Here is a 14,229-nt window from a genome sequence, read left to right as displayed (position 1 = left end):
AAAATTATCTTTATTTTGTAAGCTATTATTAACTTTTTACTGCTGTTAAAGTAGCAATTAGATTACGAACATAAACAATTTAATTTATGAAAAAAATTACTTCAAAAAAATTACTTAATTACGGTGCTATGTCTGCTGCTATTTTAGGAGTAGCAAATGCTAGCGGTCAAATTGTCTTTACAGATATAGATGACGTTACTATGGCGCCTGGAGACGACGCAGTACTTATTGACCTTGATGGCAATAGTACTACAGACTTTTCTCCTGAAAACTTTGATGCTGCTGGTGGAGCTGGAGCTGTTATATTTCCAGGAGTAAATGGTGCTGTAAACGCTGATAATGGACTTATTGGAACTTCTAGTGCAGGTTTTACATACCCATCAAACTTAGCAGAAGGTGATGTTATCGATGGTACATCTCCTTTTATTTTAGGAGATAGAGGTGACTTAAACTTTTATAGCTGTGCATATTCAAATAGTCAATTCTGTGGAGGTGTAACTGATGGTTATATTGGTTTAGTATTTAACCTAGACGGAAACACGCATTACGGATGGGTACGTGTAGATTTATCTGCAGATGCTACTGCATATACTATAAAAAGTTTTGCATATAACTCTGTTGCAGACGCGCCAATTATGGCTGGACAAACACTTTCTTTAGAAGACAATACTATCGAAGGATTCTCATCGTTTGTTTCTGATAATGTGCTTACTTTAAACGCTAGAACTCCATTAGAAACTGTGACTATTCACAGTATTTCTGGTCAAGAAGTGATTTCACAAAAACTATCTAACACCATTGAAACGATTGATCTTAACGGATTAAGTACTGGTGTATATATCGCAACAGTAGCTATAGAAGGTAAATTACAAGCGATCAAGTTTGTAAAATAATACATTCTACATCATTCTACATTACATATAAAAAAGCGATCTTCGGATCGCTTTTTTTATACCTCATTATTTACAACGTCTTCTATAACATCATTGTCATATTTAGTATATTCACTCCATAATTCCGACGCATGATCATAGACAATAATCAATTATTACGTTTTACCACTGCGGGTAGTGTAGATGATGGAAAGAGTACACTTATTGGTCGACTTTTATATGACTCCAAAGCTATTTTTGAGGATCAATTGGAATCTGTAACGTCTATAAGTAAACGCAAAGGTCATGAGAATATAGACCTCGCCTTGTTTACAGATGGACTTAGAGATGAAAGGGCTCAAGGAATTACTATTGATGTTGCGTATCGTTATTTTACAACGCCAAAACGCAAATTTATCATAGCAGATACGCCTGGACACATTCAGTATACTCGTAATATGGTAACTGGAGCCTCTACTGCAAATGTTGCCTTGATTCTCATAGATGCGCGTCACGGAATTATAGAGCAAACTAAAAGACACGCATTTATAGCTTCTTTATTACAAATCCCTCACATTATTGTTTGTATAAATAAAATGGATTTGGTCGATTATTCTGAAAAGGTCTATGAAGATATTCGCTCTCATTTTGAAGAATTCTCATCAAAGCTATATGTAAAAGATATTCGGTTTATCCCGATCAGTGCTTTAGATGGTGACAATGTTGTCAACAGATCTGAAAATATGCCTTGGTTTCAGGATGCGCCTTTACTACACACGTTGGAGCATATGCACATAAGCAGTGATATTAATAAAATAGATGCTCGTTTTCCTGTGCAAACGGTATTACGTCCTCAAAGTAAAGAGTTCCTTGATTATAGAGGATATGCGGGTCGTGTTGCTAGTGGCATTTTTAGACCTCAAGACAAGGTCACCATATTGCCTTCTGGTTTTACATCTACCATCAAAAGCATAGATACGATAGATGAATCACTACAAGAAGCCTACGCACCCATGTCTGTATCTATCACGCTAGAAGATGATATTGATATTAGCCGCGGAGATATGATCGTAAAAGCAAATAACACACCTACACCTACGCAAGAATTTGATGCTATGATTTGCTGGTTACATACACATACGGCTCGTCCTAGAGCGAAGTATACGATTCTACATACATCCAATGAGCAAAAAGCAATGATTAAGGAAGTTATTTATAAAATAGACATTGATACCTATCAGCGAGAAGAAGATAACAAAGATTTAGGAATGAACGATATTGCTCGTATTAAAGTAAGAACAACACGCCCATTAATGATTGATGAGTATCGAGATAATCGTATTACAGGAAGTTTTGTATTGGTAGATGATAGTACACATGAGACCGTAGCTGCTGGTATGATCTTGTAGTTTTACCTAAGTACGCTTTCGCGAAAGCGTAAACCCAGCTTAAAAATAGCCTTGTTTTTTTCTATCCTCCATAGCAGACTCACTACGCTTATCATCTGAACGGTTTCCGCGTTCGGTTTGCTTCATCATCGCTACTTCGGCGACAATTTTATCAAGGGTATCTGCATCACTTTCTAATCCACCTGTAATCGTGATATCGCCTAGCGTTCTAAAACGCACTTTTTTAGAATGCACCGTCTCCCCTTCTCTATTATTTAAATGTTCTGAAACAGGAATCCAAGAATCATTTCTCCAAACCACATCACGTTGGTGTGCAAAATAAAGGGAAGGCACAGCTATGTTTTCTCTCAGAATATAATTCCACACATCCATTTCTGTCCAATTACTTATAGGAAAAGCTCTAAAATGTTCACCTTCAAAATGTTTTCCATTTAAGATATTCCATAGTTCTGGTCGTTGATTTTTTGGATCCCAAGATCCAAAATCATCTCGATGCGAGAAGAATCGTTCTTTTGCTCTGGCTTTTTCTTCATCACGTCTTCCGCCACCTATAGCGCAGTCTATATGATGTGCTTCTATGGTATCTAATAAGGTAGTTATTTGTAATGCATTGCGAGTGGCGTGTTGCCCTTTCTCTTCGGCAACTCTACCAGCATCAATAGATTCTTGTACAGAGCCCACGATTAACTGTACGCCTAATTCTTTTACCAAATGATCTCTAAATTGAATCGCCTCTGGAAAATTATGTCCCGTATCTACGTGTACTAATGGAAAAGGAATTTTTGCGGGATAAAAAGCTTTTTTAGCCAAGTGAGTGACCAAAATAGAATCTTTACCTCCAGAAAAAAGAATGACTGGGTTTTCAAATTGCGCGGCTACCTCTCTTAGAATATAAATAGCTTCAGACTCTAACTCCTCTAAATAGTTTAAATAATACTTACCCATTCGTAATTAGTTTACTTTCAATATACGTCAACACCAACAAAGATGCTTCTTCTACAGTGTGTTTTGAAGCATCAATTTCTATAGAAGGATATTGAGGAACTTCATAAGGAGCATCAATTCCTGTAAAATCTTTGATCTCTCCTGCTCTTGCTTTTTTGTACAATCCTTTCACATCTCGTTTTTCACATTCTTCAAGAGTAGTACTTATATAGACCTCTATAAACTTATCTTCTCCTACAATTTCTTTAATGCGAGTTCTGTCACTTTCATACGGAGAGATAAACGCTCCCAAAACTACCAAACCTGCATGCGTAATCATCAGATTAGCGACTTCTGCAATCCGCCGAATGTTTTCTCTTCTATCTTCTGGAGAAAACGTCAAATCTTGATTTAATCCCTTTCTAACACTATCACCATCCAATATGCACGTATGTACTTTCTTCTCTAATAACAATTGATTCAACGCATTTGCTATTGTAGACTTCCCAGAACCAGATAACCCCGTAAACCAAATTAAAAAAGCATTATGATTTTTTATGGCTTTGAGTTGCTCAAGATCAACACTAAAATTATGTGGAATGATGTTTTCCTGCATGCCTGTTTTAAAATTTTTTAAATATACGATTCTGGACCTAATACTTTTTTAGAAAGGTATCACAAACAACTTCTTCTTAGCTTAACAACTTACCAAAAAATAAGGATTCAGAAGATTTTCCTTATTATATCGCAGTGGTTTTTGTGTTTCTTGATCTATCACTTCTACGCCAACCGCTTTGCAGATAGCATGTCCGGCGGCTGTATCCCACTCCATAGTAGGTGCAAAACGCGGATAGATATGCGCACCACCTTCAGCGATGACACAAAACTTTAAAGAACTTCCTTTGGAAACAATGTCTACTTTGTGTTCTTTTTCGATTTCAGAAATAAAGTTTTTTGTTTCTTCATTAAGATGCGAACGGCTTCCTACAATTTTAATAGGATCTTTTTTTTCTGATGGAAAAATCTTCTCTGCATTTGCTATAATTTCTTCTACAGCAGTTTCTTTGGTAACATCTATCAAAACCTTATGGGAACTAGTAGCTTCCTCAGATGTAAAATAAAGCATCTTAGTCACTGGAATATAAATTACGCCTAGAGAAGGTGCTCCTTTTTCTATGAGTGCAATATTGACGGTAAACTCACCATTTCTTTTAATAAATTCTTTGGTGCCATCTAGTGGATCAACGATCCAACAGCGACCCCAATCTTTTCGTTGGACATAGTCTAGTTGTCGGTTTTCTTCACTTATAATGGGAATAGCTGTGGTTTCTAAATACTCATTAATGATCGCGTTTGCATTCTTATCTGCGATGGTTAATGGGGAGGCATCCTTTTTAATGATCACATCAAAATCTGTCGCATATACCTCCATAATGGCTTTACCACCGGCTATGGCGGCTTGTATGGCGGTATGTAAAAAAGAGGTTCTCATAGTTAACTAATGTGTTTTGTTATTACTGCATACGCTTTCGCGAAAGCGGCATCAAGAGGCATCCCAATATAGTATTACTTTTTTCGATCAATGACATAATTAACCATCAATTCTAGGGAGTCTCTGTATTGAGAGGTAGGATAACTCAACAAAATATCTAGCGCTTCTTGTTGGAGTTGTTTCATTTTGGTAATGGCATATTCCAGACCGCCTTGATCTTTTACAAAGTTGATCACTTCTTTGACTCGCTTTTTATCAGTGTTATGATTTTTTATGCTGTTAATGAGCCAATTTTTCTCTTTAACACTCACCTGATTTAAAACATAGATGAGAGGTAATGTCATCTTTTGTTCTTTGATATCAATTCCTGTAGGTTTGCCTATTTTTTCATCTCCGTAATCAAATAAGTCATCTTTAATCTGAAACGCCATTCCTATCAATTCTCCAAAATATCGCATCTTTTCTACATCTTCTTTAGACGCATGCACAGCACATGCACCTAAAGCACAGCAAGCAGCGATTAAGGTTGCCGTTTTCTGACGGATGATTTCGTAATAAATAGCTTCTGTAATATCTAGCTTTCTAGCTTTCTCTAGTTGTAACAATTCGCCTTCACTTATCTCTCTCACGGCGACAGAGATGATTTGCAACAAATCAAAATCACCATTATCTATAGAGAGTAATAACCCTTTAGAAAAGAAAAAATCCCCCACGAGGACGGCTATTTTATTTTTCCACAAGGCGTTTAAGGAGAAGAAACCCCTTCGCGTATTGCTATCATCTACCACATCATCATGGACAAGGCTTGCGGTATGGATTAATTCGATCACGGAAGCGCCTCTATAGGTACGGTCATTGACTTCTCCTTTTCCCATCATTTTAGCCACAAGAAACACGAACATAGGTCGCATTTGTTTTCCTTTTCTATTTACAATGTAATGGGTAATACGATTAAGGAGTGCTACTTTTGAGCGCATGGAGAGGGCAAACTTTTCTTCAAAAAGTTCCATCTCATACGATATAGGTTCTTTGATTTGAGCGACAACCTTCATATAAAATCAAAGATAAGGAATGCCTGTTGCATAAAAGAATGCTCTTATTGTTTATTTGCTAATTGCCCACAGGCAGCGTCAATATCTTTTCCTCGGGAACGTCTTACAGTTACCGTAACGCCGTGAGCTTGCAGCGTGTTCACATATAAATCTATCGCTTCTGGGGACGCCTGCTGAAACTGTCCATCATCTATAGGGTTGTATTCTATCAGATTTACTTTACTTGGGACTGCTTTACAAAAAGTAAGTAACGCCTGAATATCTTCTAGGCGATCATTAATCCCATCCCAAACCACGTACTCATACGTAATTCGTTTTTTGGTTTTTGCATACCAATAGATCAATGATTCTTTCAATTCTGCTAATGGCATTTGTTCATTAAAAGGCATGATCTCTGTACGCACATCATCTAGTGCGGAGTGAAGGGATACAGCCAGATTAAATTTCACATTTTCATCTGCCATCTTTTTGATGATCTTAGGCACTCCAGACGTAGAGACTGTAATACGCTTAGGGGACATTCCTAATCCCTCTGGAGAGGTGATCTTATCGATTGCCTTAAGCACATTGTTATAGTTCATAAGAGGCTCTCCCATGCCCATAAACACAATGTTAGATAAAGGTCTATCGTGGTATAGCTTACTCTGACGATCTATCACCATCACCTGGTCTACAATTTCATCGGGATTAAGGTTACGCATCCTTTTTAAACGAGCGGTTGCACAGAACTTACAGTTGAGACTGCATCCTACTTGTGAAGAAACACAGGCGGTTGTTCGTTTGGGTGTGGGGATCAATACAGATTCTACCACGAGTCCATCATGTAATTTTACTGCATTTTTAATAGTCCCATCGCTACTACGTTGCATCTGATCAACCTTGATATGGTTAATTACAAAATAAGTATCCAAAAGCTCACGTGTCTCTTTTGAGATATTGGTCATATCGTCAAAGTTATGTGCTCCTTTTTGCCATAACCATTCATATACTTGATTTCCTCGAAAGGCTTTATCTCCTTCTGAAACAAAAAAATCTCGAAGTGCTTCTTTGGATAATGTACGTATGTCTTTTTTTTGTGTAGTCACAGTGCAAATTTAGGCTTTTCATAAGGATTAATAGAAAATCAAAAAGGCTGCTTAAAAATTAAAGCAGCCTTTTTGATGTATCATCGTAAGGATAGACCCTCATCAGGATCATATACTCAGAAATGAGATTTCCGCCTTCGCGAAAATTAAATGATTAACATCGCATCTCCGTAAGAATAGAATTTATATCCTTCTTTTATGGCTTCTTCATAGGCTTTCTTCATAAAATCATGTCCTGCAAAAGCAGATACCATCATGAGTAATGTAGATTTTGGTGTATGAAAGTTTGTAATCATACAGTTTGCGATACTAAAATCATACGGAGGAAAAATAAATTTATTCGTCCATCCTTCAAATTCATTTAAGGTACCTCCACTGGAAACGGCACTTTCTAATGCTCTCATTGCTGTAGTACCAACTGCACATACTCTACGTTTTTCTGCAATGGCATTGTTTATAATTTTGGTTGCAGGCTCAAGGATATAAGCTTCTTCACTATCCATTTTATGCTTAGATAAATCTTCTACCTCCACAGGGCTAAACGTTCCTAGTCCTACGTGTAAGGTAACCTCTGCAAAATTAACGCCTTTTATCTCTAGACGTTTTAACAAGTGTCTAGAAAAGTGCATTCCTGCTGTAGGTGCTGCTACGGCACCTTCTTCTTTTGCATATATGGTTTGATAACGATCTTTATCTTCTGGCTCTACGTCTCTTTTAATGTACTTAGGAAGTGGTGTTTCACCTAGTTCTGTTAGCTTTCTTCTAAACTCTTCGTAAGAACCGTCGTATAAAAAACGTAATGTACGTCCTCTTGATGTTGTGTTATCAATAACTTCTGCTACTAGGCTTTCGTCGTCTCCAAAGTATAATTTATTTCCAATTCTAATCTTACGAGCTGGGTCTACTAGCACATCCCAAAGGCGTGTTTCTGGATTTAACTCTCTTAGTAAAAATACCTCTATACGTGCTCCTGTTTTTTCTTTATTTCCATAAAGACGTGCGGGAAACACTTTTGTATTGTTAAGAACCATGACATCCTTAGGGTCAAAATAATCAATGATGTCCTTAAACATTTTGTGTTCTATGGTCTGATCTTTTCTGTTAAGAACCATCAATTTTGATTCATCCCGATTTTCAGCTGGGTGTTCTGCAAGAAGTTCTTCTGGTAAATTAAAATTGAAATGCGATAATTTCATCCGATAGAAATGTTTTTAGTTAGATATGGCTTTTATTTGCTTTCGCGAAAGCGTATATAACTACACAATCGTTTTTACAAGAGGGCAAATATACAATCTCGGGATAGGGGTTGTCAAGTAATTAACCAATTATCTCTTGTTTGAACCCTAAAGTTTTTAAATCTTCCCAAAAATCAGGGTATGATTTGGAGACGACACCTGCATCTTCAATCGCTACGGGAACGCACAGACCAAGGGGTGCAAATGCCATAGCCATCCTGTGATCGTGATAGGTTGCTATGTTACCATTTTTATGTATAGGAGTATTTCTTTTTTTAAGATGCAGTGTTTTATCTGTGACTTCAATCGTGCCGCCTAGTTTTGTGATTTCTGTATTAAGTGCCTCTAAACGATCTGTTTCCTTAATTTTAAGGGTATGTAATCCTGTCAAAAAACATTCAATACCCAATCCTAAACAGCTTACGGCAATGGTTTGTGCAATATCTGGACTATTGCTCAAATCTAACTCTAAGAGGTCAGGAAGTTTTTTTTGCGTATCTAATTGTAATACAAGTTTAGTATCCTCAAATCGAGAAATAACACCCAATCGCGTATAGATTTCTGCGAGTACAGCATCTCCTTGTAGGCTGTCTTTTTTATAACTAGACATCGTGATTTGTGTTGGGTAATCACTTTTATATCGATGCATCATAGCGACTATGCTATAATAATAGGATGCACTACTCCAATCTGACTCTACTGTAATTATCTTCTGCACCTCTTTTATTTGAGCCGGTTGTATTATTATGGATTGCTCTTTAAAACTAGCTTTTATGTCTAATTGATGCAACAGTTGTAGTGTCATGTTGATATAAGGCACGGAGGTAATTTTACCTTCTAGTAATATAGTCAATCCATTAGGCAATGTGGCGCCAATAAGCATTAGAGCAGAAATGTATTGACTACTTACATTTGCTTTGAGGGTCACCTCACTTTTTGTTAGGGTCGTTCCTTGGATACTAAGTGGTGGATACCCTTCGTTTTTTTGATAATCAATCTGGGCGCCTAATGATCGTAGTGCATCTACAAGTATGCCTATAGGGCGTTCTTGCATACGTTTACTTCCTGTCAGGATGGTTTTACGACCTTTCTGAATAGCAAAATAGGCTGTAAGGAAACGCATGGCTGTACCTGCATGATGAATATCTATTGTTTCTGAGGTACTGACCAATGCTTTTTGCATGAGTGTCCCATCATCACTATTAGATAGGTTTTCTATAGTAAGTCCTTCAAAAAGGGCTTGTAACAAAAGCAACCGATTGGTCTCACTTTTAGAGCCTGTAATTTTAATATCTCCTTTGAGATGTGTGTGTGTGTTTTCTATTTTAAGAAGCATCGTTTTTATTTATTTAAGCTTCTCGTTATTGTGATGTCTGTCGTGATCACGTTTTGTTTTGATATCTAGTTTTTTATCAAACGCTTCTTGTAGATTAACTCCTGTTTGATTTGCGAGACACAGTACGACAAACATAACATCTGCGAGTTCTTCTCCGAGGTCTTTATTCTTATCACTTTCTTTCTCACTCTGTTCTCCATAACGTCTTGCAATAATGCGTGCTACTTCTCCTACTTCTTCTGTGAGTTGTGCCATATTTGTGAGTTCGTTGAAATAGCGAACTCCGTGGTTTTTAATCCAATTATCTACGGATTGTTGTGCATTTGAGATATTCATGATTCACTTTTTTTCAAAACTACCTTTTCTTTTTCTTTGGCAACAATTTGTGCGTAGAAATTTTTAATTTCATTATACGCATCTGCTTTTACTAAGGTACTGTTACTTCTAAAAGAAGTAGAAACTTGTATGCTCTGTGTATTTACTTGTTTAAAAGCAATTTTATAAGATCCTAATCCAGCAGAAAGTTTAATATCCAATGGCTCAGGCATGCTCTCTATTATGTAGCCTTCAGGAATTTTATAAGTAATTGCGCTTTCTACGGCTCTTGGATATCTAAAATCTATTGGTAATTTTCTGTCAGAGGCTTTAAAAGGATTTTCTGATTTTGTCAAAAACAAGTGAGGTGATAAGTATATTTTATCATCTATAACCTCCGTAAAATCTGTTGTTTCAAAGCCAAAAGAAATAGTAACAGGCTTTGATAATTCTTGAATATCAAAAGTAATGTCATAGACGTTATCTTGAAGTATCATTTCTTTTAAAATATCTTCTTGTTTCTCTATAGATATTCCTCTAAAGATATCTCTCATATAAAGGCCTTCATTATTTGAAAAATTTTGTCTGCATTTTCCAGAGAGTTTTCCTTTGTTGTCTATGGTTACAATCATCATAGATGTATTGTCTGAATATTCTTTTGAGAATAGTGGTATCGCAATAGATTTACCATCATCCTTTAATAATCTTCCTTCCCAATTCATCACACGTTCTGGTAACAAGCCAGGGTATAAATTTTTACCCGAGGCATCTAGTAAGAGCCATTCCTCATTAGTATATACTGCTGCTATTGCATAATCAAATCCATCTACCGTTGGGAATATAGGGACTCCGTGTTTTTTTGTACTTACCATCACAGGCGCAGCCTCTAGTCCCATTCTTTTCAGTAGCGCAACTAGCAAAATATTAATCTCATAAGCTGTTCCAGATTGATCATTATAGGCTTTGCCTAAATCTTGCATTCTATACTTATTTACGTTTTTATCCCACGTCATTCTATTTTGGATAAAATTGTATGCAAGGTTTATTCTTTCTAGTCTCTCGACAGATTTTTCTTTTAATGCTGTACTGACTTCTTTTAAAAAATTAGTCCTATCAATTTGTCCTTTGACGCGGGCATCATTATTCAAATAGTTTGCGACTTCTTCCCATGTTTTTGCTCTCTTTTCTTTTCTACCAACTCTGAACTCTACTGCTGCTAATTCATAAATTATAGATACTTGGTAGTTTGCCATATTATTGACAAAAGGCTCTTCTTTTAAGGGGGAAATATTTTTGAGACTATACTCAGACACAACTTCTTTATATTGGATATTGTTTGTAAGAGTTCTGCTAGTACGTCCTCCAAAAGGGTTCTTTTGTTCTACGCTAAAATTCTCATTACGACTTTCTACGTATTCTTTTGTTTCTATATCCATATATCCTTTAACGAACTTATTATAGTCAAAAAATTGTGGGACTTCAATTTTCGCGAAAGCGTTTTTAACTGGAATACTTTCTTGAAAAATAACATCATCTATTTCAAGATAGGTAGATTCAATAACATATTGATACTCTACAATAGACCCTTGTTTTACTGCAGGCATAGCTATTGAAATCTCATCAATATTTTGATTAATGTTATTTTTTATAATACTTTCTTTGCCCGTTTTAGTTTTCTCTACTTTCCCGTTTGCTAGATTATAGGTGTAGGCATCCAACTTTTTTATATTTTCTTCTTCTCTACCGTGTTTAAACAATCGTATTTTTTTTGTTGCATACTGAAACCCTGAAATACTATTTATCAAGATGACTTCATGAACTGTTGTAAACAAAACCCATCCGTCTAACTCATCGCGGTACTCAAAATGTGTTCTTCTATACTTATTTAGAAAAACAGCAGGAGCGGCTTTTTGTTCTGCATTTAAAGGGATTACAAAATGTTCTTTTTTGAGTTTTCCAACTTTAAATTCTTGAGCAGTTACAATACTTGTTAATAACAGAAATACGGTACCTATTATGTGTTTTTTTATCATGATTTCACAAGTACTATTTTTTGATTTTCTTTATCTACTCTTAATTTGAAAAATTCTTTAATTTCTGGATATTTATCAGATGAGATTTCGCCTTCTCCAACCATAAAATCTGTTGTTAATTTAATAGAATTTCCAGATTCATTTAAGTTAAATGTGAAAGTACCTATTTGCCCAGGTAAATTTATTTTGACCGCAGTAGGCAATGATGCTACTTTGTATCCTTCAGGAAGTTTGATTGTGATTATATTTTTTACTTGTTTAGGGAATCCGAAGCTTATAGGATATCTTCTTTCTTCTTTAATAAATGGAGATTCACTAAGTGCTAGAAAGAATAGTGGTGAAAAATAAATTTTATCATTTATCTCTTCTAGCCCATCAATATTCTCAAAGTCATAATCCCAAAATACTTTGTCATTAATACTATCTAATTTTTGAAGTTTAAAATTTGATATTATAAAGCCATCCTTATCATACTCCATTACTTCTTTTATATTATCGACACTTTCCCTATTATTTTCTTTGTAATATTCTTCAAAATTCATTGCATAATAACCAGATATTTGCTCTTTGACACTTCCACTAATTACTAAAGAATCTTTCAATGAAATATTAATGATCCTATTGATTTTTGATATAGATCTATTGGTTAGGCTCACCCACGAATATGTTTTATCATCTTTTATCATTAACCCTTTCCAATTTAATACTTCCTCTGGGATCATTTTAAAATTGGACTTATTGTGAGCTACATCAAAAATATATTGTTCACCATTAATCGTAACACCTGCAAGTATATAATTAAACGACTCCCAGCTAGCAGTCATTGGCAAGCCGTTCCATGTTGTAGAAGCTAGTATTGGGTATGCTTCAATACCAAAACTTCTAAGCATGGATACATATATTAAATTGATATCGGCGATATCTCCGCTTTTTTTATGAAATGCTACTCTAGATGATTCGCTATCTGGAAAAATACCGTAATAATCATTCCATTTGAAATTTTCTTTTACATAATCATAAATAAGCTCAGCTATTTTGTAAGAATCTTTTTCTCCCCCTACTATGTTTTGCAAATCATCTTTATACACATTTCTAGGCAGATAACCCCGAGTAAAGTCATCTGTATCGAGGAGGATTTCAACCAAATCATCAAAAGACCTTAGCGATTGTCTGCGCATCACTCCTATATTTTTAATCTCGATTTTGGATCTGTACATTTCCATATCAGAAACGTATGGCTCCTCTTCAAGGGGTTCTATGTTGTTTGCAACAATGACGGTTGTATTAGAGTAGCTTTGAATGTCTACGTCTAAAATAGCCCTTGGATTTTGTAAGAATTTAAAATTATAACCTGTAGCATTACTTAATGTAATATTAAGTTGCTTAATAGGGATATTATATTGCATAGCAATATCCCGATTGGTTCCTCTAGTAGCTTTATATCTATACTCAATAATACTGCCTACTTGGACTTTTGGCATTGTAAATTTTCGTGTATCCGCGATTTTGATTTTACGATCACCACTTCCTTGTAAAAATCTACTAAGCTCAGTTCTCTTTACTTTTCCATCTACCAGATTGTAAGTAGCCCCTTCGATTTTGATTACATTTCCATAGGGAATATTGACATTTGCTACTTCATAGCCATTTTCATTAATCACTTTAATACGCTCGTGAACGATAATGTAATTTCCTATATCATCTTCAACATATCTATATAATATAATAGCATTTGCCGATGGAAATTCGTTTTTATAGTCCTCGTTAAAATCTTCTATCTCTACATTTTCAAACGTTATTTTTTTTTGCCCGAAAAAGCAGGTACATTGAAAGAAAATAATTCCATAAAGGCACGCTCTAAGACAGTACTTGATAACGTTTAACATACAAGCAAGTTTATGATTTCACAAGTACTATTTTTTCTGATTCTTTTTCTAAAATCATTTTATAATATTGTTGTAGGTCTTTATAAAACTCTGCGCCAATAACTGGGGTTTTAATAGCGTTTTGACACGTTATGATGATCTTTCCCGCATTTTGAGAAACGCCAAATCTAAAAGACCCCATATCGTTAGAAAGATTAATAGATAATGGTTCTGGCAATGACTCCACGGTATAGCCATCTGGAATTTTTATAGATACATTGTACTTATCTGACCAAGGGTAAATATAATCTATAGGATATGTTCTATTTTCTGCTTTAAAATAATTAATCAATTTTGATTGGTGCAAAACTTTATTATTTATTTTAATATTAGTTAATTTTACATTATCTGTTTCAATATAATTTTCGTAAAATCTAGTATAATTTGAAGGTATATCATCCTTATTAATTTCACTTAAAAATAATCTTAATTCCATATCGAATGCTTTTTCCATACCATCATTTTTGAAAGAATTTTTTAAAGCATTCATTAATTCAAGTTTTTTTTCAATATTTGTTGTAATTAAAATTCCTTGATAAATTAATGCCCTC

Annotated in this window: 12 protein-coding genes and 1 pseudogene; 2 read left to right on the top strand and 11 right to left on the bottom strand. The window is 35.2% G+C overall.

The genetic code is table 11. The features are described 5' to 3' along the window. The first annotated feature begins 86 nt into the window (after positions 1 to 86). Positions 87 to 893 (top strand): T9SS type A sorting domain-containing protein, encoded by an 807-nt coding sequence (locus Q0505_RS08835; protein ID WP_299211599.1) that lies wholly within the window; start codon positions 87 to 89, stop codon positions 891 to 893. A 131-nt stretch (positions 894 to 1,024) separates the two neighbouring features. Next, a complete protein-coding gene (locus tag Q0505_RS08830; protein ID WP_299211596.1) occupies positions 1,025 to 2,281 on the top strand; it encodes a GTP-binding protein in 1,257 nt (418 codons plus the stop codon). 39 nt (positions 2,282 to 2,320) lie between these two features. Here Q0505_RS08830 and cysD read toward each other — a convergent pair whose 3' ends face one another. The 11 genes and pseudogenes from cysD to Q0505_RS08775 all read right to left on the bottom strand — a co-directional run. Continuing rightward, entirely contained in the window at positions 2,321 to 3,226 is a 906-nt protein-coding gene (gene cysD / locus Q0505_RS08825) for a sulfate adenylyltransferase subunit CysD (protein WP_299211593.1), read from the bottom strand. Beyond that, positions 3,219 to 3,821, bottom strand: coding sequence for an adenylyl-sulfate kinase (cysC, locus tag Q0505_RS08820; protein ID WP_299211590.1), 603 nt, complete (start codon positions 3,819 to 3,821; stop codon positions 3,219 to 3,221). The genes cysD and cysC overlap by 8 nt, the downstream gene beginning before the upstream one ends. Positions 3,822 to 3,902: 81 nt before the next feature. Beyond that, the gene (cysQ, locus tag Q0505_RS08815; RefSeq protein ID WP_299211587.1) at positions 3,903 to 4,697 is read right to left on the bottom strand and encodes a 3'(2'),5'-bisphosphate nucleotidase CysQ; all 795 of its coding nucleotides are present in this window, start codon (positions 4,695 to 4,697) and stop codon (positions 3,903 to 3,905) included. A 74-nt stretch (positions 4,698 to 4,771) separates the two neighbouring features. Continuing rightward, positions 4,772 to 5,749: a polyprenyl synthetase family protein gene (locus tag Q0505_RS08810; RefSeq protein WP_299211584.1), complete on the bottom strand. Its 978-nt coding sequence runs from the start codon at positions 5,747 to 5,749 to the stop codon at positions 4,772 to 4,774. A 44-nt stretch (positions 5,750 to 5,793) separates the two neighbouring features. Continuing rightward, positions 5,794 to 6,834 (bottom strand): 23S rRNA (adenine(2503)-C(2))-methyltransferase RlmN, encoded by a 1,041-nt coding sequence (gene rlmN / locus Q0505_RS08805; RefSeq protein ID WP_299211581.1) that lies wholly within the window; start codon positions 6,832 to 6,834, stop codon positions 5,794 to 5,796. Between the two features lie 146 nt (positions 6,835 to 6,980). After that, entirely contained in the window at positions 6,981 to 8,030 is a 1,050-nt protein-coding gene (gene queA / locus Q0505_RS08800; RefSeq protein WP_299211578.1) for a tRNA preQ1(34) S-adenosylmethionine ribosyltransferase-isomerase QueA, read from the bottom strand. A gap of 121 nt (positions 8,031 to 8,151) precedes the next feature. Next, positions 8,152 to 9,405, bottom strand: a complete 1,254-nt coding sequence (locus tag Q0505_RS08795; protein ID WP_299211575.1) for a 3-phosphoshikimate 1-carboxyvinyltransferase — start codon at positions 9,403 to 9,405, stop codon at positions 8,152 to 8,154. A 9-nt stretch (positions 9,406 to 9,414) separates the two neighbouring features. Further along, entirely contained in the window at positions 9,415 to 9,741 is a 327-nt protein-coding gene (locus tag Q0505_RS08790) for a nucleotide pyrophosphohydrolase (RefSeq protein WP_299211572.1), read from the bottom strand. Beyond that, positions 9,738 to 11,753: a DUF3857 domain-containing protein gene (locus Q0505_RS08785; RefSeq protein ID WP_299211569.1), complete on the bottom strand. Its 2,016-nt coding sequence runs from the start codon at positions 11,751 to 11,753 to the stop codon at positions 9,738 to 9,740. Before Q0505_RS08785 ends, Q0505_RS08790 begins: the two co-directional genes overlap by 4 nt. Further along, positions 11,750 to 13,639: a DUF3857 domain-containing protein gene (locus tag Q0505_RS08780; protein ID WP_299211566.1), complete on the bottom strand. Its 1,890-nt coding sequence runs from the start codon at positions 13,637 to 13,639 to the stop codon at positions 11,750 to 11,752. Before Q0505_RS08780 ends, Q0505_RS08785 begins: the two co-directional genes overlap by 4 nt. Positions 13,640 to 13,649: 10 nt before the next feature. Further along, positions 13,650 to 14,229 (bottom strand): annotated as a pseudogene (locus Q0505_RS08775) (hypothetical protein); the annotation flags it as partial.

The organism is uncultured Dokdonia sp. (assembly GCF_937910895.1).
GTDB lineage: Bacteria > Bacteroidota > Bacteroidia > Flavobacteriales > Flavobacteriaceae > Dokdonia.
The sequence above is the reverse complement of the archived record's forward strand: the minus strand, read 5'-3'. Positions and strand labels throughout refer to the sequence as shown.

Bases quoted from the DNA above. Each gene is read 5' to 3' on its own strand.
- Q0505_RS08835 (WP_299211599.1), top strand. From the start codon at position 87: ATGAAAAAAATTACTTCAAAAAAATTACTTAATTACGGTGCTATGTCT.
- Q0505_RS08830 (WP_299211596.1), top strand. From the start codon at position 1,025: ATGATCATAGACAATAATCAATTATTACGTTTTACCACTGCGGGTAGT.
- cysD (WP_299211593.1), bottom strand. From the start codon at position 3,226: ATGGGTAAGTATTATTTAAACTATTTAGAGGAGTTAGAGTCTGAAGCT.
- cysC (WP_299211590.1), bottom strand. From the start codon at position 3,821: ATGCAGGAAAACATCATTCCACATAATTTTAGTGTTGATCTTGAGCAA.
- cysQ (WP_299211587.1), bottom strand. From the start codon at position 4,697: ATGAGAACCTCTTTTTTACATACCGCCATACAAGCCGCCATAGCCGGT.
- Q0505_RS08810 (WP_299211584.1), bottom strand. From the start codon at position 5,749: ATGAAGGTTGTCGCTCAAATCAAAGAACCTATATCGTATGAGATGGAA.
- queA (WP_299211578.1), bottom strand. From the start codon at position 8,030: ATGAAATTATCGCATTTCAATTTTAATTTACCAGAAGAACTTCTTGCA.
- Q0505_RS08795 (WP_299211575.1), bottom strand. From the start codon at position 9,405: ATGCTTCTTAAAATAGAAAACACACACACACATCTCAAAGGAGATATT.
- Q0505_RS08790 (WP_299211572.1), bottom strand. From the start codon at position 9,741: ATGAATATCTCAAATGCACAACAATCCGTAGATAATTGGATTAAAAAC.
- Q0505_RS08785 (WP_299211569.1), bottom strand. From the start codon at position 11,753: ATGATAAAAAAACACATAATAGGTACCGTATTTCTGTTATTAACAAGT.
- Q0505_RS08780 (WP_299211566.1), bottom strand. From the start codon at position 13,639: ATGTTAAACGTTATCAAGTACTGTCTTAGAGCGTGCCTTTATGGAATT.